The organism is Pseudomonas extremaustralis (assembly GCF_900102035.1).
Lineage (GTDB): Bacteria > Pseudomonadota > Gammaproteobacteria > Pseudomonadales > Pseudomonadaceae > Aquipseudomonas > Aquipseudomonas extremaustralis.
Window position 1 is genome coordinate 4,721,431 of sequence record NZ_LT629689.1, and the last position, 22,910, is coordinate 4,744,340.

The 22,910-nt window shown below is 60.7% G+C and carries 18 protein-coding genes; 11 read left to right on the top strand and 7 right to left on the bottom strand.

Going from position 1 to position 22,910, the window contains the following annotated elements; all coding sequences use genetic code 11:
- The first annotated feature begins 188 nt into the window (after positions 1–188).
- The 5 genes from tssI (at position 189) to BLR63_RS21685 (ending at position 6,909) form a co-directional block, all read left to right on the top strand.
- Positions 189–2,240, top strand: coding sequence for a type VI secretion system tip protein VgrG (tssI, locus tag BLR63_RS21665; RefSeq protein WP_010565413.1), 2,052 nt, complete (start codon positions 189–191; stop codon positions 2,238–2,240).
- Entirely contained in the window at positions 2,237–3,091 is an 855-nt protein-coding gene (locus BLR63_RS21670) for a DUF4123 domain-containing protein (RefSeq protein WP_010565412.1), read from the top strand. The genes tssI and BLR63_RS21670 overlap by 4 nt, the downstream gene beginning before the upstream one ends.
- Before the next feature lie 53 nt (positions 3,092–3,144).
- Positions 3,145–3,864, top strand: a complete 720-nt coding sequence (locus BLR63_RS21675) for a hypothetical protein (RefSeq protein WP_081480368.1) — start codon at positions 3,145–3,147, stop codon at positions 3,862–3,864.
- 108 nt (positions 3,865–3,972) lie between these two features.
- On the top strand, positions 3,973–4,692 hold the full coding sequence (locus tag BLR63_RS21680; RefSeq protein WP_010565410.1) for a hypothetical protein: 720 nt from the start codon (positions 3,973–3,975) through the stop codon (positions 4,690–4,692).
- A gap of 300 nt (positions 4,693–4,992) precedes the next feature.
- Positions 4,993–6,909 carry a lipase family protein gene (locus BLR63_RS21685; RefSeq protein WP_010565409.1) on the top strand — a complete coding sequence of 639 codons (1,917 nt, stop codon included), beginning with the start codon at positions 4,993–4,995 and terminating at the stop codon, positions 6,907–6,909.
- A 79-nt stretch (positions 6,910–6,988) separates the two neighbouring features.
- On the opposite strand, the gene BLR63_RS21690 is transcribed toward BLR63_RS21685, so the two are convergent.
- The 4 genes from BLR63_RS21690 to BLR63_RS21705 form a co-directional block, all read right to left on the bottom strand.
- A complete protein-coding gene (locus BLR63_RS21690) occupies positions 6,989–7,390 on the bottom strand; it encodes an ExbD/TolR family protein (RefSeq protein ID WP_010565408.1) in 402 nt (133 codons plus the stop codon).
- A gap of 1 nt (position 7,391) precedes the next feature.
- Entirely contained in the window at positions 7,392–8,111 is a 720-nt protein-coding gene (locus BLR63_RS21695) for a MotA/TolQ/ExbB proton channel family protein (RefSeq protein ID WP_010565407.1), read from the bottom strand.
- Positions 8,112–8,165: 54 nt separating this feature from the next.
- Complete coding sequence (locus BLR63_RS21700) at positions 8,166–8,984, bottom strand: energy transducer TonB (protein WP_010565406.1); 819 nt, start codon at positions 8,982–8,984, stop codon at positions 8,166–8,168.
- Between the two features lie 302 nt (positions 8,985–9,286).
- On the bottom strand, positions 9,287–11,635 hold the full coding sequence (locus BLR63_RS21705) for a TonB-dependent receptor (RefSeq protein ID WP_010565405.1): 2,349 nt from the start codon (positions 11,633–11,635) through the stop codon (positions 9,287–9,289).
- 155 nt (positions 11,636–11,790) lie between these two features.
- Between BLR63_RS21705 and BLR63_RS21710 the strand changes: the two genes are divergently transcribed.
- Both BLR63_RS21710 and BLR63_RS21715 read left to right on the top strand, forming a co-directional pair.
- Positions 11,791–12,735 (top strand): LysR family transcriptional regulator, encoded by a 945-nt coding sequence (locus BLR63_RS21710; RefSeq protein ID WP_010565404.1) that lies wholly within the window; start codon positions 11,791–11,793, stop codon positions 12,733–12,735.
- A gap of 99 nt (positions 12,736–12,834) precedes the next feature.
- Positions 12,835–14,442 (top strand): alkaline phosphatase family protein, encoded by a 1,608-nt coding sequence (locus tag BLR63_RS21715; protein WP_010565403.1) that lies wholly within the window; start codon positions 12,835–12,837, stop codon positions 14,440–14,442.
- Here the strand turns inward: BLR63_RS21715 and BLR63_RS21720 are convergent, their stop codons facing one another.
- A complete protein-coding gene (locus BLR63_RS21720; protein ID WP_010565402.1) occupies positions 14,443–15,348 on the bottom strand; it encodes a TauD/TfdA dioxygenase family protein in 906 nt (301 codons plus the stop codon).
- A gap of 182 nt (positions 15,349–15,530) precedes the next feature.
- Between BLR63_RS21720 and BLR63_RS21725 the strand changes: the two genes are divergently transcribed.
- Positions 15,531–16,451: a LysR family transcriptional regulator gene (locus BLR63_RS21725; RefSeq protein ID WP_010565401.1), complete on the top strand. Its 921-nt coding sequence runs from the start codon at positions 15,531–15,533 to the stop codon at positions 16,449–16,451.
- A gap of 6 nt (positions 16,452–16,457) precedes the next feature.
- On the opposite strand, the gene BLR63_RS21730 is transcribed toward BLR63_RS21725, so the two are convergent.
- A complete protein-coding gene (locus BLR63_RS21730) occupies positions 16,458–17,459 on the bottom strand; it encodes an ABC transporter substrate-binding protein (protein ID WP_010565400.1) in 1,002 nt (333 codons plus the stop codon).
- A gap of 289 nt (positions 17,460–17,748) precedes the next feature.
- Here BLR63_RS21730 and BLR63_RS21735 point away from each other — a divergent pair, with 289 nt between their 5' ends.
- From BLR63_RS21735 to BLR63_RS21745, 3 genes are read left to right on the top strand one after another with little or no spacing between them, the layout of a single operon-like run.
- A complete protein-coding gene (locus tag BLR63_RS21735; RefSeq protein ID WP_010565399.1) occupies positions 17,749–19,347 on the top strand; it encodes an ABC transporter permease in 1,599 nt (532 codons plus the stop codon).
- Complete coding sequence (locus tag BLR63_RS21740; protein WP_010565398.1) at positions 19,344–20,159, top strand: ABC transporter ATP-binding protein; 816 nt, start codon at positions 19,344–19,346, stop codon at positions 20,157–20,159. The genes BLR63_RS21735 and BLR63_RS21740 overlap by 4 nt, the downstream gene beginning before the upstream one ends.
- Before the next feature lie 13 nt (positions 20,160–20,172).
- Positions 20,173–21,783, top strand: a complete 1,611-nt coding sequence (locus BLR63_RS21745; protein WP_010565397.1) for an arylsulfatase — start codon at positions 20,173–20,175, stop codon at positions 21,781–21,783.
- On the opposite strand, the gene BLR63_RS21750 is transcribed toward BLR63_RS21745, so the two are convergent.
- Entirely contained in the window at positions 21,755–22,834 is a 1,080-nt protein-coding gene (locus tag BLR63_RS21750) for a fatty acid desaturase (protein WP_042946909.1), read from the bottom strand. The two genes, BLR63_RS21745 and BLR63_RS21750, sit on opposite strands and share 29 nt — an antisense overlap.
- Positions 22,835–22,910: the final 76 nt, after the last annotated feature.

The window sequence follows — 22,910 nt, forward strand, 5'->3', positions numbered from 1 at the left end:
AAACCCTCCGACAAATGTTCGCCCAAGCAACTCAGTAGATTGCGGAAGTTTCATACGCATTTCCGAGGCCTTTCCTGCATCAATCTATTTTTCCCCTTTGCTAGCGTGCCCGCAGGTTTAAACGCGTTTAGGCCAGACACTGCCTGGGCTCCGCGTTTTGTTTACTCTTTCGTCTTAAGGATAAGCATATGTTCGCGCCTGCCCACGCTGTGCACTTCACGCTGCAGATCCCTTCCGTTCGCAACGACTTCAAGGTGCTGGCGTTTCATGGCACCGAAGCCATCAGTTGCTTGTACGCCATCCGTGTCGAGGTCGTCAGCGAATCCCGTGATTTCGAGCTCGAGCGTCTGCTCAACCAGCCGGCGTTCCTGGAGTTCGGCCCGAACGGCGAAGGTATTCACGGCCATATCGAAGATGCGTGCGCGGGTGAACTGGGCAAACGCCTGACCCGTTACCACCTGAGGTTGGTGCCCGCGCTGCACTATCTGCAGTTCAGCCACAATCAGCGGATTTTCCAGCAGATGACGGTGCCGCAGATCGTGGCCCAAGTCCTCGAAGGACACGGCATCCTGGCCGATACCTATAGCTTTCACATCCGCACCAACCCGGAACGCGAATACTGCACTCAATACGGCGAAAGCGACTTCGAGTTCATCCAAAGGCTGTGCAGCGAAGAAGGGATTTCCTGGCACCACCAACACAGCCAGGATGGCCACCGGCTGGTCTTCACCGAGGATCAGACCTATTTCCCCATATTGGGCGACACGCCCTACCAACATGACACTGGCCTGACCGTGGATCATCCGGTGGTCCGCCAGTTCTCCATGCGCTTCAACACCCGCACCAGCGCCACCACGCGCCGGGGCTATGACCTGAACCGTCCGAGCCGGTTGCTGGAAAGCGACTCTAGCGCCGAGTCCAGCCCCAAGCTCGAAGACTACCGATACCCAGTGGTGTACGAAAACCAAGAACTCGCCAAACGCATGGCCCTCCAGGCGCTGGAGCGGCACCGTCACGACTACCAGTTGGCAGAGGGTGAAAGCGACCAGCCGCTCCTGCGCAGCGGTCACTTCTTCAAACTGACCGAACACTCGCGCCAGCGCTACAACGATTTGTGGTTGTTGCTCAAGGTGACGCACACGGGCAAACAGCCTCAGGTGCTGGAGGAGTCGATCACCGTCGACGTTGAATCCGAAGACGGCTTCACCCAGGGCTACCGCAATACCTTCAGCGCGACGCCCTGGGACGTGTTCTACCGCCCCCCGCTGATCACGCGAAAAACCGTGCTGGTCAGCCAGACCGCCCGCGTCACCGGCCCGCCAGGGGAAGAAATCTTCTGCGATGAATACGGGCGGGTCAAAGTCGAGTTCCACTGGGACCGAGCCGAACTGGACAGCGACAAGAGCAGTTGCTGGCTAAGGGTGTCCTCCAACTGGGCGGGGTATCGTTTCGGTACGGTGACCATCCCGCGTGTCGGCATGGAAGTGGTGGTGACCTACCTGGAAGGCGATCCCGACCATCCGCTGATTACCGGCTGTGTGCCAAACATCCTCACGCCGGTGCCGTACCCCTTGCCGGCGAACAAGACCAGAACGGTACTGCGCAGCCGCAGCTCGCCCGCCAGTAGTGGCTACAACGAACTGTCGATCGAAGACCGCAGCGGCCAGGAGCTGATCTACCTGCGGGCCCAGCGCGACATGGAGCATAAGGTCGAAAACGACAGCCGGCTGGAAGTGGGTAACGAACGCCGGGAAACCATCAAGGGCAACAACATTACCGTGCTGGAAGCCGAAGACCAGCGCACCGTCAGCGCCGACCGCAAAGTCCAGCTCAAGGCCAATGACCATTTGCACGTAGCCAACAGCAGCCACACCCAGGTGGGCCAGACACTGGTGGCCGAAGCCGGCCAGGAGGTGCACCTCAAGGCCGGGGCCAATCTGATCCTGGAGGCCGGCGCGAGCATCACCTTGAAGGCCGGCGGCCAGCACATCGTGATCGACGCCGGCGGCATCTTCAGCAGCACCGACATTCGACTCGGCGGTGCGCCCGCCAGAGGAACCCCTGCCACCCCCGTGCTGCCAGGGGAAACCACGCCCCTGGCGACCCCGCCTGAACTGCCGATGCTGGCCCCGACCCAACACGCGCTGATGACCACGACCAAAGCCAGAGACACCGATTTTTGCTCGCTGTGCGCGGCCTGTAGCAACGGCCTTTGCCTGCCCAAAGGAATCACACCATGACAACGACCTGCCCCCGCCAATGGATGGACGACCAGCTAAGACTCGGCCAGACCCTGTGCCTGATCCTGGACTCGGAAGGCGAACTCGTCGCTCGCCAAGCCTTGTTGAGCCCCCATGACCTCGAGCGGTACAGCTGCATCTACAGCCAGACGCCGATCAGCGATTTAGCCAACGCGGGGCCGTTCATCTTCCTTATCGACAATCCTGGCGATGCACGCCTCAAACCTCTCCTCGACGAGCCCGAGCGCAATTGGGGCTGGCTGGCGAGCATCCGCCACGGCGACCTGCCAGCGCTGACCCGCCACTGGCGCGAACGCTTGATCATCGGCACGCGGCCCCACCGGGCGCTGTACCGCTTCCACGACAATCGCGTACTGGGCCGTGCCTTGGCGCATATCCCTGAAGAAGCCCGCCCCGAGTATCTGGGGCCGGCGATCAGTGTGTGTTATTGGCAGGGTGGCCAGTGGAACGTCGCCCACAATCCCGCGCCCGGTGAATACCCGCTGCCTGCCGATCCGGGCTGGCTGAACGTGCCGGTGTCGGATGATCGGGCGATGGCAATACTTCATTCCAATAACTACCGCTATCTGTGGGCAAAACACCATGAAGAACTGAGGCGACTCAGTCAGCGTCAAGACCCAAGCACTTGGCTCACCGAACAACTTTCATACGCTCAGCAATGGGGATGGACCGACCCTGAGCAGGTGCACTTTTTGATCATCAGCAAACTCACTGAAACCGAGCCGCCGCTCATCAACAACTGGGCGCCCCGTGAAGGAGAAACGCCACAGGCTCACTACGAACGCCTGCTCAATGAAGTGAAGTTCTGGTCTGGAGAAGGATCCCTATGAGACATATCCGAGACCTTACTCACTCCTATCGGCGGGCCTTGTATATAAGCGCCATGGCCTGGCTGCTTTCGGGTTGTTCACTCCTGCAAACCGAGAGTTTCAACTTCCAGGCCGAGTTGCCGGAAAACTTCACGATAAGCGCCACCACCTATTACGACGCCGCCTCGGGCGAGTCGTGTCCGGGGCATAAAGTGATCAAAAGCGATCAGCCCAAGGGCACACAACTGATTGAACTCAAGTTGCCACTTACAGAAAAGGTAAAGGGGTGTTCCAGGGTATTGAAAAGCGTTGTGCTGAATATCAAAGGGCAATGGGGCAAACGTGAACTGGACATGAGTTTGCAAAAGGCCGCTTTATACATTCGTGATGAGCCCACTGAAACAACTCGCCCTTTCCCCGCGTCGGGACCACTGGTCTTTCAGGGCCAGTGCCAGTGGTTGTTTCGCACCTCGGGACCGAACCGGGTTATCAGGAAAATCCTCAAGTGCAGGGCGCTCGACGCTAATGGCGTCGTCCAGAAAAGCCTGGCTGGTGGATCAATGCTGCGCGATGGGTTAGCGGGCAGGACCGTGAAGTTGGTGCTTAGTGTCGCGCAGAAGGAGAAGCCTTATTACAGAGGCTGGTGGCTCGAAACGCCCAAGGGCTGGAGACCCTGCACGGGTTTGTGGGGAACGAATAACGAAGAGTTCTGCACCGAGCCATACAAGTTCCTTGAGTCTTTCAAAATGCCTGACGGACGTGACTGCACCGTCTATCCCAACTGCACTGAATAAAGGACATAAAACAATGAGTTCGTATAACCCCGTGCCGGGAGAATAATAAACATCATGCACATACAACACTTTACTCACCAATGTTTGCGAGCCGTATGTATAAGCGCAATGGCCTGGGCAGTTTCAGGCTGCTCACTCCTGCAAACCGAGAGTTTAAACTTCCAGGCCGAGTTGCCGGAAAACTTCACGATAAGCGCCACCACCTATTACGACGCGGCCTCGGGCGAGTCGTGTCCGGGGCATAAGGTGATCAAAAGCGATCAACCCAAGGGCACACAACTGATTGAACTCAAGTTGCCACTTACAGAAAAGGTAAAGGGGTGTTCCAGGGTATTGAAAAGCGTTGTGCTGAATATCGAAGGGCAATGGGGCAAGCGTGATCTGGACATAGGTTTGCAAAGGGGCGCGTTATCCATCCGTGATGAACCCACCGAAACAACTCGCCCTTTTCCCGCGTCGGGGCCACTGGTCTTTCTGGGTCAATGCCAGTGGTTGTTTCGCACGATGGGGCCGTATCGGTACATCGTCAAAGTCCTCGAGTGCCGGGCGCTCGACGCTAATGGTGTCGTCCAGAAAAGCCTGATGGGTGGATCGATGCTGCGCGATGGGTTAGCGGGCAGGACCGTGAAGTTAATACTGACAGAGGCAAAAGAGGAACTACCCGCAGTGGGCGACAATTGGATTAAGTTTCCAACTGGCTGGAAACGCTGCATGGGTAAAGGACTCGACGATTTGTATGGATTTTGCCGGGGAAATACTACGGATTTCAAACCATTCAAAATGCCTGACGGACGTGACTGCACCGTCTATCCCAACTGCACTGAATAAAGGACATTAATCATGAATTTGTATGAACCTATGAAAGATGAGGATAGGCCGTTTTTTAGCAGCAAGATGCTGGCCTGCCCATTAAGGGGACACTTTATTAGTTTTCAGTTGGTCGATGAGTTCGGTGATGGTAAACCCTATGCGGGCCTTGCCTATACCCTTCAAGACAGTGCAGAGCAACGCTATACGGGCAGGTTGGATGCCGATGGGTTTGCCAAAGTTGAAGACTGCTATCGAGGGCCCGTTGTACTTCATTTAGACGCTGAGTATGTAGGAAGCGAAGATTTATATAGTTTTTTGATGACCCGCCCGTCCTATCCACTCCCCATCACCGAACTCCAAGTCCGCGCCGAACAAACCCGCTTCTTCCACAAAGACGGTTCCCCTCGCGAGCACAACCCCGCACTAAAACCGGGAGATGAGTTCATCCAGGTCGAAGTCCGGGACCTGGTCAAACACAGCGCACATCTACCGCCGCCGATTATTGACCGTAAATACCCGCCGGAAGACATCCTGATAAGAGCGCTCAATGAACTGAGGTTCAGTCCAGCCCCCGTAGCGACGTTTGGTGTCGGGCTGTTATCGAACCGGCACACCCTGCTCCAGGTGCGTCCACTGCGGGCGTTCCGCCCCATGCTCTCGACCGACAATCAGTTCTGTGCCTTGAACCTGTACCAACTGGCGATCATGGCGAACTTGAGTTATTGCGATTTCGGCCAGCACCCCGCCAAGGATCCGGTGGACAGGGTCAGCTTTCCATTGGACCCCAGCGTCGGTCACTTCTTTGGCGAAGCACTTTCGAACTACCGGGAAAGCTGGAAAGTGGACAATGCCCAGTCGCCGAATCACCGCTACTATCCCCTCTACGAAGAAGTGCCTTACTCGAAACGCTTCGAAATCCTGCCGTTCGACCCCACCCTGTATGAGCAAAACAAACCGGGCGAAAACCAGGAACATCCCGCCAAGCTGCACTTTTTCGATGACACCAGCACCCATTGGTTTAGCGCCAAGAGCACCCAAGCATTCATTACCCACCATGATGAGGTCATCCTGATTTCAATCCGTGGAACCCTGGAGTTGGCCGACTGGTGGCGGGATGTGGATGCGGCGCAAGTGCCTTTCGAAGAGGGGAAAGGCAAAGTCCATCGCGGCTTTTACGAGGCCTATAAGGCGCTGAAAAAATTTATTCAGGACTATCTATTCCGATTTTATGTCGGACAAAAAATCATCATCAGCGGCCACAGCCTCGGCGGCGCAATCGCATTGTTGCTGGCGGAAGCCCTTCGCAACGCCACGGACAACAATTACGACGTCCTCCTCTATACCTACGGTGCTCCCCGCACGGGCGATGCCACCTTCGTCGCCGCCGCCGAGCCGCTGGCGCACCACCGCGCGGTGAATAACAACGACATGATCCCCAGCGTCCCCGCGCCGTGGATGAACGCACGACGAAGCATCTGGATCCCCGGGTTCAAGGCCATGTTCATTACCAACCCGGTGCTGGGCGCCTTGATCTTTGTCGCCGGCCTTGTGCGGGTGGGCGGCGCGCCTTATCAACACCACGGCACGTTGCATCACTTCATGCTCGTGCCGTTCAACCCGAAGGAAATGTCGTCGATTCTGTGGCGGCCGGGCTGCGACTCCATCGAGCAGGCCGCCTGCACCCGCGCGCTGGCCAAAGATGGCGACCTGCCTTACCGCGACGGCTGGATCACCCAACTCATGAGCCTGGGCGACCACAGCATCCCGCGCGCTTATATCCCGCTGTCCTGGGCGACCTTGCGGCGTTGGCAGCAAACCCAGGAAACCCGCGGGACGCTGGTCACTGAGCGTGAATACGCCCTGGTGGACCAGGCATTGAAGACCATGCGCTTCAAGGTTGAGGAAAAGTCCCGGCACATGCGCTACAACCAGCGCGATCTCACCGACGCCGACTACCTGCAGGCCGACATTGAGCTGACCCGCGAGTCGGACAAGCTTGCGCACTCGCTGCAGCGCCTGGAAAGGCTGCGCATAAGCCACCTGAGCCTTGCCGACGTGTACGGCAGCGCCGCGCAATCGCCCGCCCTTGAAATCGCGTTGGCGCGCTGGAAGGACCAGCGCGAGAACACCCTGCAGGTGCAGATTGCAATGATCCCCGAGCCGGACCCGGCCGAAGAACTGTTTGCCAGCCTGGCCGACAAGCCTCGACCGCTGGACCTGGACTCGCTGATCTAGTGGTTGGGGTAAATCCCAGGCAAAAAAAAGGCCGCACCCTGCCAAGGAGACGGCCAAAAAATTGTCGAGGCTTTTGACACTAACGGGCGGTAATCACCGACAGCTTGGTAATCCCCGCGCGCTCGATAGACGCCATGGCTCGCGCCACTTCGCCGTAGTTCACACCATCATCGGCCTGCAGTTGCACCCGCACATCGGGGTCCTTGGCCTTGGCCGCCTGCAGGTTGAATTCCAGCAGGTCCGGCTGGATTTCGTCCTTGTTGATAAACAGTTTGCCGGCGCCGTCGATACTTACCACCAGCGGGTCTTTCTGCTCCACCGGGGCCACGGCTTCGGTCTTGGGCAGGTTGATCGGGATCGCGTTGGTCAACAACGGCGCGGTGACGATAAACACCACCAGCAGCACCAGCATCACGTCCACCAGCGGCGTGACGTTGATCTCGCTCAGCACCTCATCGCTGTCTTGGGTCGAGAAGGCCATTTCAGGACGCCTCCTTCACTTTTTGCGGGTTGCCGGCCGTGGTTTTGTTCAGCGCCGGGTGCAGCAGCACGCGGAACGAGTTTTTCTGCGCCAGGCTGTAGAAGTCGTGGGCAAAGTCATCGAGGTCGGCAGCCGTCAGCTTCAAGCGACGCAGGAAATAGTTGTAGACCAGCACTGCCGGCACGGCGACGGCGATCCCCACACCGGTCGCCACCAGAGCGGCACCGATCGGGCCGGCCACGGTTTCCAGGCTGGCGGAACCGGCCGCGCTGATCCCCTTCAGCGCCTCCATGATGCCCCACACGGTGCCGAACAGGCCGATAAACGGCGAAGTACTGCCGATACTGGCGACCACGGCCAGGCCGGTTTCCAGGGAGCGGCGCTCACGCACGATCTGCTGGCGCAGGGCGCGTTCGAGGCGGTCCTGGTGATTGATGGCCTGGCTCAGATCGGCAGCGTGCGGCGCCTCACCGACCTGGATCGCGGCGTAACCGGCCTGGGCCACACGGGCGGCGGCGCCCGGCTCGGTTTCGGTCAGTTCGGCGGCCGAGTCGAGGCTGGACGCCGCCCAGAAACGTTTATGGAACCTGCGATCCTGAGCCTTGAGGCGACTGAACTGCACCCCCTTGAGCAGGGCCAGGCCCCAGGTGGCGACCGAAAAGACCACCAGCAGCCAGATCACCGCGCTTTCGATGGATTCAAGTGGAGATGCTAATGCCATGATGTTTTCCCTCTGTGCAGGTCGCGGCGTGTGCACCACACCGCAGCCGAATAATTAGTGAATCTTGAAGTCGATCGGCACGCTGACCCAGCCGTCCTGAGCCACATCGCCCTGCTTGGCCGGCACGAAGCTCCAACGCTTCACGGCAGTCAGGGCGGCGTCGTCGAGTTGCTGGCGACCGCTGCTCTTCTGGATCTGGATCTCACCCGGCTTGCCGCTGGCCAGTACATGCACCCGCAACAACACTGTGCCTTCCCAACCGCGACGCTGAGCCAGTGACGGATACTCCGGCGCCGGGTTCTTCAGGTATGCAGCGTTGGCCGAAGCAGGCGTCACCGGGGCGGGCGCCGGTGATGCGGCCGGCGCGGGAGCCGGGGGTGCCGGCGTCGGCGGCGCGGGCGGTTGCTCGACGGCCTTGGGCGCGGGCTTCGGCTCAGGCTTGGGCACGGGCTTCGGCTTGGGCTTTGGAATCGGTTTGGGTGGCGCCGGCTTGGCGGCCAACTCATCCACCACCGGCGGCGGTGGCTCGACCACGGGCGGCGGTGGTGGTGGCTGCACCGGCGGTGGCGGTTGCACCACCGGCGGTGCCGGCTGGGAAAACTCGATGGTCATCGGCGGAATTTCCGGCGGCACGATCGGCAGCACAACGGTCGGCTTCTGGCTCACCCAATAAATCACCGCACCGTGCAGGGCCAACACCAGCAAGCCCAGCAGAATCCCCTCGCGGTGGCTCGAAAAGCGCTTGGGGGTTTTCTGCAAACGCAACTGCCCCAACGGCGCGCGATGCGGCCGGCCAAGGTCGACCAACTCACCACCCGGTGCCTGGCGCCACTGCGCCTCGTGTGCACTGGCGGTGGTCTGGACATTGCCCATTGATTCACTCCCTACGGTTTTGAAACAAAAAACCGACAGACCGGCCAAAGCGGCTGTCGAGGTCTGAATCATCGGGGTCAGACGCTTATTTCTTAAAGTAATCTTTAAAGTTATACATAGACCTAAACCGAATAAACGAAACACCCACAGACGCCAACGCCATGTCCTGCGTGGGCTGGCGCCGAGGCGCGATTTTTCGATGCTTTCCAGGCATAAAAAATATTCGGCAAAGGCATGGCTCAGAGCGGGTTATTCGCGCACAAATCGAGCAATTGGCGTTGCAAACGCTGTCCCCGCGCCGCCTAGAAGTCATAGCGTCCGGTGACGCCCAATGTGCGAGGCGCGCCCAACAGCCCTTCATAACCGCCATTCCCACCGGTCCACAGGGTGGTGTAGTAGGTTTTATCGAAGGCGTTTTTCAGCCACAACGACACATCCCATTGCCCTTGCTCATAGTTGCCGCGCAAGCCGGTGGACAGGTTGACCACCGCGTAGGCCGGAATCTGCCCGTAGTCGGAATCCTCGACCGTACCCACCGCCTTGGAGCGGAAGGCATAGCTGGCGGTGACGTAGGGCTCTAAGCCGTTATCCAGGTTCCACTTGTATTCGCCGTTGGCGTTGGCGATCCACTTCGACGCACCGACCACTTGATGGCCGCTCAGGTCGCAGGAAGCTGGCGCACCAGGGCGCAGGCTGATTTCCGGCGGGCATGGGGCATCTTTATAAGACAGGTAGGTGACGTCGTTAAACGAGCCATTGAGGTTCAATGTCAGGCCCCTGATCGGCACCCAGGTGCTTTCCACTTCAACCCCACGCGAGCGCACAGAGCCGGCATTCGTCAGGTACTGCACGCGGTTGTCCTGGTCGTAGGCGTTGGTCTGATAGCCGTTGACCTGGGTCCAGAACAGGTTGGCATTGAGTTGCAGGCGCCGGTCCCACAACGTGCTTTTGAAACCCAACTCGGCGTTGTTCGCGCGCTCGGTACCCACCAGCAACGAGTCGGCCCCGGCCATCGGTGCGGACCCCACTGCCAGGTTGATCCCGCCGGACTTTTCGCCATGGGACAAGGTCGCGTAGCCCAGCAGGTTTTCATTGAAGCGATAGCTGAGGTTCAACAAACCGGAAGGGCTGGTGCTGTACTGGTTGAGGTCGCCGGAATCATAGGCACCGGTGCGTCCCCGTCGGGCCGTCGCGGCGGCGCCCGTGACAGCCGCACCGCCCACGGGACTGTCGCGGGTGACCCAGGCGCTTTTTTCTTCGTAGGTGCCACGCACACCGGCGGTGAAGTCCAGGCGCTCGGTCAGGTGCCAGGTGCCTTGGGCAAACAGGGCAAAACTGTCAGTGCGGATGTGCCCGTTACCAACGCTGCTGACATTGGCCAGGGCGCCGGTGGGCGTGCCGTTCCAGATATCGGCCTGGGGCCCGTAATAGGCGAAGGATTTGTTATCCAGCGAGTTGCCGAAGTAGTAGGCGCCGAGTACGTAATCGAAGAAACCACCGGTGGGCGAGGCCAGGCGGAATTCCTGGGACCACTGTTTGTCCTCCACCGACACACCGGCGTTATACGACGCCGGCACGTTGAGGCCGTCATCGTTGCGCGGGGTGAAGTTCCAGAAGCGATAGGAGCTGACCGACGTCAAGGTGAAGTCACTCGGCAGCGTCCAATTGGCCTCCAGGGACGTGCCGCCCTGGAACACGGTGACGTGCTGGTCGTTGTCCAGGTTGACCTTGCGATGGGTGCCATCGACCAGCGTTGCCCCCGCCGCATTCGCCCGCGACTCGTACAGATTAGTGCCATTGATGGTCGGCCCGGTGCTGTACAGGACGCGGGTACCGGCGCTGGAATCTTCTTCGTTGTAGTCGCCGATCCAGCGCAGGTTGAACGCTTCGCTGGGCTTGTACAGCAGTTGCCCGCGAAAGCCCTGGCGTGAACCACCGTTGAGATCGTGGCCGTCGTACTCATTCTTGATGTCACCGTCGTTACGCGTGCGGTAGGCCGAAAAACGCCCCGCCAGCTCATCGGTGAGCGGGCCGGAAATCGTGCCCTTGGTCTGGAAGTACCCATCCTCGCCCAGGGAGGTTTCGATGCTGCGCTCCGGGGTGAAACTCGGCGCTCGGGTACTGATATTGATCACCCCGGCGGTGGTGTTCTTGCCGAACAATGTGCCTTGCGGCCCCCGCAGGACCTCCAGCTGTTCGATGTCCATCAGGTCGAACACTGCCATGCCCGGCCGCCCGAGGTAGACGTTGTCGATATACAGCCCCACGCTGCCCTCCAGGCCGTCACTGGCCGGGTTGTTGCCGAGGCCGCGAATCGACACGCTGGACTGGCGTGCATGCATATAGGCGACGTTGACGCTGGGCACCAACTGCTGCAAATCCTGGATCCGGTAGACCCGCTGGCTTTCCAGCGCCTGGCCACCGATCACGCTCATGGGGGTCGGCACGTCCTGGGCGCTTTCGGTACGTCGCCGGGCCGTCACCGTGACGGTTTCAAGTTGGCCGCTGGCACTCTCGCCTTCAGGCGCGGGCGGGGTTGCCTCGGCCGCATGGCTGGACGACCAACTGGCGCTGCCGGCCAGCAACAACGCCACAGGCAGGCGCTTGAGCCTCCAGGGCAAGCAAGGTACAGGGGACTTCAACAGACTCATAAGCGACTCCAGAACCAGGAAATATCCATCAACCCATATTCCATTAGGTTATTTATTTATGTTTTATCAAACATTTACTGCATAAGAGATAGCATTTATAAGGAGTCGACCTAATGCATAGCCAATGCATTTCCCCGATATTTTTGATGTGAAAAATGCATATCGATTTGCGCCAACTTCGTCACTTCATCGCGCTGGCCGATCAACGCAGTTTTGTTGCGGCGGCATTGACCGTGAACCTGTCGCAATCGGCGTTCAGTCGCAGCATCCAGGCCTTGGAACACAGCGCCGGATGCCAGTTGGTGGATCGCGGCCGCAAGGATCTGGCACCGACCAAACAAGGCCAGGTCCTGTTGGAGCATGCCCGGCGCCTGGTGAGCGGGGCGCAGCAACTGGCCAACGAGATCAGTCAGTTCAATGGCCTGGAAGCCGGCGAGGTGCGCTTCGGTTGCGGCCCGGCGCCGGCGGCCGGGCTGATCCCTCGTGCCATCGGCAGTTTTATCGGGCGCTACCCCAAGGCCCGGGTGCAATTTCAGGTGGATGACTGGCAAAGCCTGAGCAAACGCCTGCTGAGCGAGGAGTTCGAATTTTTCGTCGCCGACACGCGCCACTTCGAAGCCAACCCGGACTACCACACCCATCGCCTGCGCCCCCGCCGCTGGTATTTCTGTTGCCGTGCCGGCCACCCGCTGGACCGCCGCGACAGCGTGAGCGCCGCCGAACTGATGAGCTATCCGCTGGCCGTGACCATCCGCCCGCCGAACCTGCGCAAAGTCATCGTCGACCTCAGCGGCCGGCCCGATTACCTGCCGAATGTCGAGTGCGAGAACGGCTATAGCCTGATGGGGGTGGTGTTGCGCTCGGACGCCATCGGCATCGTCAGTGCCAACAGCGATGTGCTGCACATGGCACGGCGCGAACTGGTGTGCTTAAGGATCGAGGGCCTGGCGGAAGATCTGGAGGAGCGCTATACCCGCTACGGCATCGTAAGTCGCGCCGGGTATCGCTTATCGCCGCTAGCGGAGGCAATGATCGAGCAGATCAAGCAGGTCGATGAGCAGGATGAAGACGTATACACACTGGAGAACGTCGCCATTTGAGCCATGCACCGAGTGCATGAAACCCAGTCTCCAAATGCACTTGCCAGTCCCCCTTCGAACGGCGAAAAACCTCTTCTGTCCTCCGTTCGGTGAAGCCCCATGTCTCAAACCCAACCCGTACGCAATGTGCTGTACATCATGTGCGACCAACTGCGCCGCGATTACCTGTCGTGCTACGGCCACGCCCATTTGCAGACGCCGAATATCGACCGCCTCGCGGCCGCCGGTGTGCGATTCAGCCGCGCTTACACCCAGGGCACCATTTGCGGCCCTTCGCGGATGTCGGCCTATACCGGACGCTATGTCAGCAGCCACCAAGTGGCGTGGAACGCCGTGCCGCTGCCCCTGGAAGAACTGACCATCGGTGATTACCTGCGCCCCCACGGCATCCGCACCGCGCTGGTGGGGAAAACCCACGCCACGCCGAACCTTGATGCATTGCAGCGCTTGAATATCGACCCCGACAGCACCCAGGCACAACCGTTGAACGAGGTCGGCTTCGAGGCTTATGTGCGTCACGACGGCCTCTATCCCGACAGCCCGCTATTCGACGATAAACGCGAGTCCGCGCCCTACACGCACTACCTGCGCGAGCAAGGCTATACCGGCACCAACCCGTGGCATGAATGGGCCAACGCCGCCGAAGGTGAGAACGGCGAAGTGCTCAGCGGCTGGCACATGCGCAACGCCGGGCTGCCTGCACGGGTAGCTGAAGAACATTCGGAAACGGTCTACACCACCGACCGCGCCATCGACTTTATCCGGGAGCAGGCCGGGCAGCCGTGGTGCCTGCACCTGTCCTATATCAAACCGCACTGGCCTTACATCGCCCCGGCGCCGTATCACGCGTTATATGGCGTGGAGCATATCCAGGCCCCGATTCAACCTGGGCAAGCCAGCGATCATCCGGTTTACCAGGCATTTCGCCAACATCAGGAGAGCCTCAACTTCGCCCGCGACGAAGTGCGGCTGACGGTGATTCCGACGTACATGGGCCTGATCAAACAGATCGACGATCAACTCGGGCGGCTGTTCGATTTTCTGCAAAGCAACGACCGCTGGGATGACACGCTGATCGTGTTCACCAGCGACCATGGCGACTTCCTCGGCGACCATTTCCTCGGCGAAAAAGAATTCTTGCTGGAGCCTGCCGTGGGCATTCCATTGATCGTGCGCGACCCGCGCCCCAGTGCAGATATCAGCCGTGGCACGGTGGATGAGCGTCTGGTGGAAACCATTGATGCGCTGCCGACGTTCCTCGACGCGCTGGGCCTGCCCGCTGCCGAGCATCGCCTGGAAGGTCGTTCGCTGATCCCGCTGTTACACAGCGAACACAGTGCCTGGCGCCGCTACGCCATCGCCGAATACGACTACGCCTTCCAGGCCCCCGCTCGTGAGCGCCTGGGGCAGCCTATTGATCGTTGCCGCATGACCATGGTGTGCAGCGAGCGCTGGAAGTACCTTGCGTACGACGGCTTCCGCCCACAGTTGTTCGACCTGGAAAATGACCCACAGGAATTGCACGATCTGGGCGCCGATCCGGCGTATGCCCAAGTGCGCGAAACGCACCTGGGTTATCTGTTCGAATGGCTGCGCGGACTGAAGCGGCGCACCACCATCAGCCACACGGAGATCAATGTGCGTGGCCAACGGTTTCGCTACGGTGAGCCGCAAGCGGAGAAGATCGTGCAGATCGGGGTGTGGTGATCACAGCCCCTTGATGGTTTGACTGCGCTGCCCCTGCACGCCGACCGGCACATCGCCCTTGAGCGTCACCCTACGCACGATGCGCTCCTGGGTGCCGTAGTCATCCACGGCGTAGTGCTGGGTGGCGCGATTGTCCCAGATCGCCACGTCGCCGGTGCTCCAGCGCCAGCGCACGGTATTTTCCAGGCGGGTGACGTAGCCTTGCAGCAGGTTGAACAGCTGCGCGGAGTCGGCCAGGGAGTAGCCTTTCAGGCGCTTGACGAAATGCCCCAGCAACAAGGTTTTCTCACCACTGACCGGGTGCACCCGCACCACCGGGTGTTCGGTTTCGTACACCGTGGAAGTGAACACCTGGCGGTATTCCTCCAGCTTCTCCAACGACACATCGGGCTTGCGCGCGGCATAGTCGTATTCGTTGCTGTGCACCGCCCACAGGGTGTCGGCCAGTGCACGCAGCTCGATGCTGAGGTCGTTATAGGCACTGGAGGTGTTGGCCCAGACCGTATCGCCACCTGACTTCGGCGCCAGCACCGACCGCAGGATCGAGGCTTTCGGGTAAGCGTCGACAAACGTCACGTCGGTGTGCCAGGAATTGGCCCGCTGGCCGCGCGTGCCGTCGAGTTCCATCAGGAAGCGCGTGCCGTCGCGCACCGGTACCGTCGGGTGCGCAATCGGCTCGCCGAGCAGATGGGCGAAGGCTTCCTGGCTCTGGTCGTCAAGGTGGGCCTGCTCGCGGAAGAAGATCACTTTGTACTGCACCAGCGCTTGCTGGATGGCTTCGACGGTGGCGGCGTCCAGCCCACCCGACAGTTTGATGCCACGGATCTCGGCACCGATACGACCGGCCACCGGATGAATGTCCAAAGCCTGGGCGATGGGTTGAACGGCTAATACGGCATTGCTCATAGTGATGACCCTCATGTGCCTGCTGATGGTGGGAATGCGTTCCGGCAACGCTCTATGCATATGCATTTTAGATCTAGCAAATTAACCAATGCTTCGTTGACGGAATAAGAGCTTGCATTTAAAACCGCAGCTCCCTCGGTCGCAAATGCCTTCGACCTATTTTTAAGATGCCGGGAAAGCATATGGATCTTCGCCAACTGCGGTACTTCATCGCCCTTAACGAACACCGCAGTTTCGTTCGCGCGGCGGACGCCATGGGCATCACCCAACCGGCTTTCAGCCGCAGTATCCAGGGGCTGGAACAAGAGTTCGGCTGCGTGCTGGTCGACCGCGGCAACAAGGATCTGCGCCCCACGCCCGAAGGCCAGGTGGTGCTGCAACATGCCTTGAGCCTGGTACATGGCGCGGCCTTATTGAGCAGTGAAGTGACACGCATGACCAAGCTCGATGCCGGTGACCTGCGCTTCGGCTGCGGCCCGGCACCGGCGGTGAAACTGGTGCCCGATGCGGTGGCGCGCTTTATCACCGCCCACCCGAAAATCCGCACCAGTTTTCAGGTGGATAACTGGGAAAAACTCAGCCGCGCCCTGAGCCGTGAAGAAATCGAGTTCTTTATCGCCGACATCCGCCAGTTCGAGGCCGACCCGAACTTCCAGACCCGCGCGCTGACCCCCAAGCGCGGCGTGTTTTTCTGCCGGCCCGGGCACCCACTGCTGGCCAAGGACAGCCTGTCGACCAACGACATGTTCGACTACCCGCTGGCGTCGCCGCTGATTTCCCAGGGCGTTCGCAAGCTGCTGGCCAACCTGAGCGGGCGCGTGGATTTTTCACCGAGTATCCAGACCGAGCATTTCCCCACGCTGGTGAAAATCGTGCTGCAGTCCAATGCCATTGGCGTAGGCACCGAAGAAGCGTTCGCCGAAGACATCGCCCAGGGTTCGCTGGCGCTGCTGCACTGGCGCAACCTGCCGCAGAACATGGAAACCATGAGCGCTCGATGCGGCATCGTCAGCCGCACCGGGTCGCGCCTGTCGCCAGCGGCGAAGGCAATGATCGAGACGTTGGTGGAGGTGGACCGCCAGGCTGTCAGCCTGGCGGTGTAACCGTGCCTAGAGCCCCGCCGCTGAAAGGTTCGGGGCCACCCAATCACTCACCTGGAACGACTTGCGAATCAGCCGCTCCTTGGAGGCCAGGTCCACTGAATCCTGCAATTTTCCGAGGAATACCGGGTCTAGGGTCGACGGGAACAACGCGCTGAGTTTCTCGTTTTTCAAATCGTTGCTCAGGATCACCGGTGGATAACTGGCCAGCCCGGCGACGAGATCAATATAGGCCTGCTTGTTGTTGTCGTCGGTCAACCATTGCACCGCCTGCTGCGGGACCTTGAGCAGTTGGGTGATGATTTCGGGATGCTCGTCGACAAACTTGCCACTGCCCACCAGCACCGACTGCACGCTACCTGCGCCACCGAGGTCCTTGGTGGTCAGCGGGATTTCGGCCAGGCCCTTGGCTTGCAATGCGTTCAGGTTCGCGCCGCCCCACGTCGCATCAATCTGCTTGGCCGCCAATGCTGCGCCGGCGGCGTTGAAGTCCAGATTGATGACTTTGAGGTCCTTTTCACTCAAGCCCTGGCTGGCTAACGCACTGTCAAACGACAGTTGGCTGGCCGTGCCACGGAACACCGCGACACGCTTGCCCTTGAGGTCCTGCAAAGTCTTGATACCGGAACCCGGCACCACGCCGAGGTACTGTTTTATGTCGCGCGCCGAGGCACTGAGCAATCGGGTGTCGAGGCCATTGGAGCGGCCGATGATCGCTGCCAGATCGCCCAGGTACGCCAGGTCCACCTGGCCATTGGCGAACGCTTCGTTGATCACGGGGCCGGCGCCCTTGAAGTAATTCCATTGAATCTTGATGCCCTGGTCGGCAAAGGCCTTCTCAAAGATCTGCTGCTGGCGCAACACATCGGTGATACCGCCACCGCTGTGCTGGCTGCCGGCGCTGAGGTCGGGCACGGCGATGCGGATTTCCTTGAGGTCGGCCGCCTGTACCAGCCCGGCCAGGGCGGTGCCCGCGAGCAAGGTGATCAGACGTTTGAAGGGCAGTTTCATAAGCGCAGCTCCTGATGGGCGACGGTCGCCTGGGGAGACAGAAAGTACGCACAGCCTGATAAAAACTTTAAATACTATAAATTCACAATTTAATAACTTTTAGAACTATGCGAATCAAAACGCCGGGCCCAGAGGGTTATGCATAAACAGCATCGAAAATATTCTCGGAATGCATTGGATGCGTGCTGTGCCCAGGCTTTAAATGGTCTCCCTTATCCCTTAATAGTCTTGATTGTTATTTTGTAAGATCGAAATCACATAACGCCCTCGACGACAACGGAGGTCCTCCATGGCCCGAATTTCACTTTTGAGCCTGCCTCTTGCGGCCCCCGCCAGGGGCGCCGCGCTGCGCGGGTCGAACCTGGGTGAACGCCTGTTGCCGTGGCTGCTGCCGCTGGCGCTATTTGCGCTGTGGTGGCTGGCCAGCCGCAATCACTGGATGAGCGAGCAAATTCTGCCGCCACCCTCCCTGGTGTGGAGCAGCGCCGTGGAACTGGCGGGTGGCGAGCTGTGGAGTCACTTGGCGATCAGTTTGCAGCGCTTGTTTTGGGGGCTGCTGGCCGGTATCGGCGCCGGTGCCGTCCTCGGTGCCCTGCTGGGGTTCAGCGCGCGGGCCGAGCGCCTGGTGTTCCCCACCTTCGGTGCACTGGCGCAAGTGCCGACCCTGGCCTGGATCCCACTGTTCATGGTGTTTTTCGGCATCGGCGAACCCTTGAAACTGGTCGTGCTGGTGAAGGCGATCGTGGTACCGGTGACCCTGCACACACTGGTCGGCGTACGCGATGCCCAGCCCAACCTGCGTGAAGCGGCACGCGTGCTGCGCCTGCCCACGCACCTGTTGATCCGCCGGCTGATCCTGCCCGCCGCCCTGCCCGCGTTCATGGCCGGGGTGCGCCTGGCCCTGGCCGCTGGCTGGACCTCGTTGCTGGCAGTGGAACTGTTGGCGTCCAGCGAAGGCATCGGCTACCTGATGGTCTGGGCGCGGCAGTTGTTCATGCTCGATATCGTCTTTGTGTGCATCGTGGTGATCGGCGTGATGGGCGTGGCGATGGATCGCGGTATCGGCTGGCTGGACCGCACGTGGGTGCACTGGCCGCATCCGGCCACCGCGCAGATTCGTCGTGGCCCGCGCTATCACGGCTGGCAACGCCTGCAACCAGGGTTGTTGCCACTGTTATTGCTGGCGCTGTGGCAGGTGGCGGCGGTGCAGGGGTGGGTGGACGCGAATATCCTTGCCAGCCCTTGGGCGGTGCTGCTGACCACCGCGCACGGCGTGCTCGATGGCAGCCTGAGTGGCGCCCTGGGTAAAAGCCTGGCGCGCATGTTGGGCGGGTTACTGCTGGGCGCAGGCCTGGGCTTTGCCCTGGGCCTCTGGCTGGGACTGTCGCGGCGCAGTGAGCGGCTGCTTGGACCGACCCTGGCTGCGTTGCGCCAGATCGCGATTTTCGCCTGGGTGCCACTACTCACAGCCTGGTTCGGCCTGGGGGAATTGGCCAAAGGGGTGTTCATCGCCCTCGCCGCGTTTTTCCCGCTGTTTATCGCCACCCAACGCAGCGTGCTGAACCTGTCGCCACAGCTCAGCGAGGCGGCGCAAGTATTGCGCCTGGGGCTGGCGCAACGGCTGCAACGCCTGGTCTTGCCGGGGGCGGCGGCGGGCATTTTCGCCGGCCTGCGCCTGAGCCTGATCTATGCCTGGCTGGGCACCATCGGCGCTGAATATTTCATGCCGTCCAACGGCGGCATCGGCAGCCTGATGATTGGCGCCCAGCAACTGCTGCGCATGGACCTGATCATGAGCGGCATGCTCCTGGTCGGCCTCACCGGCGCGGCCCTCAACCTGATCGGCCAACGCATCGAAACCCGTGCAACCCGCTGGAGACACGCATGAACGCACCTATCGTCAGCTTCAACCACGTGGGCAAGACCTTCGACGTCGACGGCTTCGAGCTGGAGGCCATTCGTGAATTCAACCTGGACATCGCCGAAGGTGAATTTGTCGCGATTGTCGGTTCCAGCGGCTGTGGAAAATCCACCTTGCTGCGCCTGCTGGTTGGCCTGGACACGCAGTTTCGCGGCGAGATCCAGGTCGACGGCAAAGCCGTGAACGGCATCGGCGGCGAGCGCGGCATCGTGTTCCAGGAGCACCGCCTGTTCCCCTGGCTGACCGTCGCGCAAAACATCGGCCTGGGCTTGGTCAACGAGCCCCTCAGCACAGCCGAACGCGACCGCCGCATCGGTGATTTTATCGAGTTGGTCGGCCTGACCGACTTTACCCGGGCCTACCCCCACCAACTCTCCGGCGGGATGGCGCAACGGGTGGCGATTGCCCGGGGCCTGGTGGCCAGCCCGCGCATCCTGCTGCTGGATGAGCCCTTCGGTGCCCTCGACGCCCTGACTCGCCAGCAGATGCAGGACGAGCTGCTGGCGATCCGCACGCGCGCCAAAATCACCACGGTGCTGGTGACCCATGACGTGGAAGAGGCGATTTTCCTCGCCGACCGCGTGGTGGTAATGGAACCCCGACCCGGACGGATCAAGCAGGTGGTCGACATTGCCCTGGCCCATCCGCGCCAGCGCAGCAGTTTCGAGTTCCACCAACTGCGTGAAGAACTGCTGCACGAACTGACCAGCAACGACCACTACCAGCCGCCGCTGCGCGAACAGATCCGCGATCTGCCCGTGGCCTTTATTGCCTGCTAACGAGGACATACCGATGCCGCAACGCCCCAATTTTCTAGTGATCCTGGCCGATGACATGGGTTTCTCCGACCTGGGTGCCTTTGGCGGGGAAATTTCCACACCGCATCTGGACGCGCTGGCACTGAACGGCCTGCGCCTGACCGACTTCCACACCGCGCCCACCTGCTCGCCGACCCGCTCGATGCTGCTCACCGGCACCGACCACCATATTGCCGGTATCGGCACCATGGCCGAGGCACTGACGCCGGAGCTGATCGGCAAACCCGGTTACGAAGGCTACTTGAATGACAAGGTCGTGGCCCTGCCGGAACTGCTGCGCGAAGCCGGCTACCAGACCCTGATGAGCGGTAAATGGCACCTGGGCCTGACCGCCGAACTGGCGCCCCATGCGCGCGGGTTTGAGCGCTCATTTTCGCTATTGCCGGGAGCGGCCAACCACTATGGTTTCGAGCCGACCTACGACGACACCACCCCAGGCCTGCTCAAATCCACCCCGGCGCTGTACATCGAGGACGACACCTTCGTCGAACAATTGCCCAAGGATTTCTATTCCTCCGACGTCTTCGGCGACAAGCTGCTGCAGTACCTCAAGGAACGCGACCAGACACGGCCGTTCTTCGCCTACCTGCCGTTTTCCGCCCCGCACTGGCCGTTGCAGGCGCCCGCCGACATCGTCGCCAAATACCGCGGCCGCTACGACGCCGGCCCCGAAGCCTTGCGCCTGGAACGCCTGGCCAAACTCAAGGCCCTGGGATTGATCGACGCCGATGTCGAACCCCATCCCCTGATCGAGCTGAACACTCAATGGGCGGCGTTGAGCAACGAACAGCGTCAGGTGTCGGCGCGGGCGATGGAGGTGTATGCCGCGATGGTCGAGCGCATGGACTGGAACATCGGCCGGGTGGTGGAGTACCTGCGCAGGCAGGGACAACTGGATAACACCTTCATTGTGTTCATGTCCGATAACGGTGCCGAAGGTGCGCTGCTGGAAGCCTTTCCCAAGTTCGGGCCGCAACTGCTGACCTACCTCAACCAGCATTACGACAACAGCCTGGACAACATCGGGCGCGCTAACTCTTACGTCTGGTACGGCCCGTCATGGGCCCAAGTGGCGACCGCGCCGTCGCGGCTGTTCAAAGCGTTTACCACCGAGGGCGGGATTCGTGTGCCCGCACTGGTGCACTACCCCCAACTGTCACTCAAGGGTCGGATCAGCCACGGGTTTGGCACAGTGATGGATATCACGCCGACTATTCTCGACCTGGCCGGTGTATGCCATCCGGGCAAACAGTGGCGTGGCAAGCCGGTAGCGCCGTTACGTGGCAAGTCATGGCTGGGTTTCCTGTCCGGGGAAACGGCCCGCGTCCACGATGAGAACACCGTCACCGGCTGGGAGCTATTCGGCCGCCGGGCCATCCGCCAGGGCCAGTGGAAAGCCGTGTATATCCCTGGCCCCGTAGGCCCGGCGACCTGGCAGCTATATGACCTTGGCCAGGACCCCGGCGAAATCCATGACCTGGCCTCAAGTCATCCAGACAAATTGGCGACGCTGATAGGCCACTGGCAGCAGTACGTGGATGAAACCGGTGTGATACTCAGCGCGTCGCCGTTTCAGCCCGATTGAACCGGTTTTGCGCGTGCTCGTGGCGCTCGAAGCGATTGGCCCGCGCAAACGTCCCGAAGTCATTGAACCTGACCCCCATCTGCGCCATCACCCTGTGCGCCACCCCGGCCGTCATCTGGCGGATGTAAAACGGCTCCTTCACCACGAAATGGTGAATGCCGTGGGTGCTGCCGAAGTTGAAGCAGAATGCCTGCAACGGCCATAGCCACCACGGGTTCAACACCTGGGTCTGCTGGATCACGTTGCCCGGTTCGACATCGCCGTAGTAGTGCATGTTGGAGCTGACGAAGTGCAGGCAAAAGGTGCGCAGCACGTTGGGGCCGATGATCACCACGGCGGCGATGTCGATCACCTGCATCGTCTGCAAGGTGCCGGCGGACCAGGCGATCGGCGTGCCCATCAGGCTGGCGATGCCATTGGCGGCGTGGAAGCCCAGGAACAGGTACCACGCGCCCCAGTGCAGCAGCGCCAGCGGTGCGTAGACCAGCAGCGAGCGTTTGAGGATGGCGAGTTTGTGCTTCCATGTCCTGGCCCGCAGCAGGCGGATAAACGCCGACATGACGTTATCGCCGACCATCAGCAGGCGCGCCAGCCCCCAGGGTTCCCCGTTGGTGATCGCCCGCTCCTCCATGTCGGCTTCGGTGCCGGAAACCTTGTGATGGTTGAGGTGCAGGTGCCGGCGAATCCATGGGTTGATGGTGCTCGGCCGCGCCAGCCACACCAGGCCCATCATCAGGTTGTGGGGCAGGCGCTGCTTACGGAAGTACATGCTGTGGATCAGGTCGTGTTCCAACTCGTGGGTCAGTGAGGCGAGGAAGGCATTGAGCAGCAGGCACGCCCACCACGCCATAGACCCGCTGATGTAGAGCGTCGCCGAGCCGATCATGCCCACCAGCGCAACGACCAGGATGCCCGCGCCCAGGGCGTCCTGATGCCGCAGCCAGGAATGCTGCCGGCGCAATCGTGCGCCTTCGGCCAGCACCACGTCGCGGATATGCGCCGCGCGCTGTTGCGCGTTCATCTGTTGGGGACTTGCAGAAGTACCGTCCATGCTTCCATCCTCTTGTTTATCGATGCCTGCATCCTGCCCCAAGCCGGCGCGCAGGATGCAAGCCCCACACGCCAAC

Coding starts and splice junctions, on each gene's coding strand:
- BLR63_RS21670 (WP_010565412.1), top strand. CDS start 2,237: ATGACAACGACCTGCCCCCGCCAATGGATGGACGACCAGCTAAGACTC.
- BLR63_RS21690 (WP_010565408.1), bottom strand. CDS start 7,390: ATGGCCTTCTCGACCCAAGACAGCGATGAGGTGCTGAGCGAGATCAAC.
- BLR63_RS21735 (WP_010565399.1), top strand. CDS start 17,749: ATGGCCCGAATTTCACTTTTGAGCCTGCCTCTTGCGGCCCCCGCCAGG.
- BLR63_RS21720 (WP_010565402.1), bottom strand. CDS start 15,348: ATGAGCAATGCCGTATTAGCCGTTCAACCCATCGCCCAGGCTTTGGAC.
- BLR63_RS21700 (WP_010565406.1), bottom strand. CDS start 8,984: ATGGGCAATGTCCAGACCACCGCCAGTGCACACGAGGCGCAGTGGCGC.
- BLR63_RS21730 (WP_010565400.1), bottom strand. CDS start 17,459: ATGAAACTGCCCTTCAAACGTCTGATCACCTTGCTCGCGGGCACCGCC.
- BLR63_RS21680 (WP_010565410.1), top strand. CDS start 3,973: ATGGCCTGGGCAGTTTCAGGCTGCTCACTCCTGCAAACCGAGAGTTTA.
- BLR63_RS21745 (WP_010565397.1), top strand. CDS start 20,173: ATGCCGCAACGCCCCAATTTTCTAGTGATCCTGGCCGATGACATGGGT.
- BLR63_RS21705 (WP_010565405.1), bottom strand. CDS start 11,635: ATGAGTCTGTTGAAGTCCCCTGTACCTTGCTTGCCCTGGAGGCTCAAG.
- BLR63_RS21685 (WP_010565409.1), top strand. CDS start 4,993: ATGACCCGCCCGTCCTATCCACTCCCCATCACCGAACTCCAAGTCCGC.
- tssI (WP_010565413.1), top strand. CDS start 189: ATGTTCGCGCCTGCCCACGCTGTGCACTTCACGCTGCAGATCCCTTCC.
- BLR63_RS21750 (WP_042946909.1), bottom strand. CDS start 22,834: ATGGACGGTACTTCTGCAAGTCCCCAACAGATGAACGCGCAACAGCGC.
- BLR63_RS21695 (WP_010565407.1), bottom strand. CDS start 8,111: ATGGCATTAGCATCTCCACTTGAATCCATCGAAAGCGCGGTGATCTGG.
- BLR63_RS21740 (WP_010565398.1), top strand. CDS start 19,344: ATGAACGCACCTATCGTCAGCTTCAACCACGTGGGCAAGACCTTCGAC.
- BLR63_RS21715 (WP_010565403.1), top strand. CDS start 12,835: ATGTCTCAAACCCAACCCGTACGCAATGTGCTGTACATCATGTGCGAC.
- BLR63_RS21710 (WP_010565404.1), top strand. CDS start 11,791: ATGCATATCGATTTGCGCCAACTTCGTCACTTCATCGCGCTGGCCGAT.
- BLR63_RS21725 (WP_010565401.1), top strand. CDS start 15,531: ATGGATCTTCGCCAACTGCGGTACTTCATCGCCCTTAACGAACACCGC.
- BLR63_RS21675 (WP_081480368.1), top strand. CDS start 3,145: ATGGCCTGGCTGCTTTCGGGTTGTTCACTCCTGCAAACCGAGAGTTTC.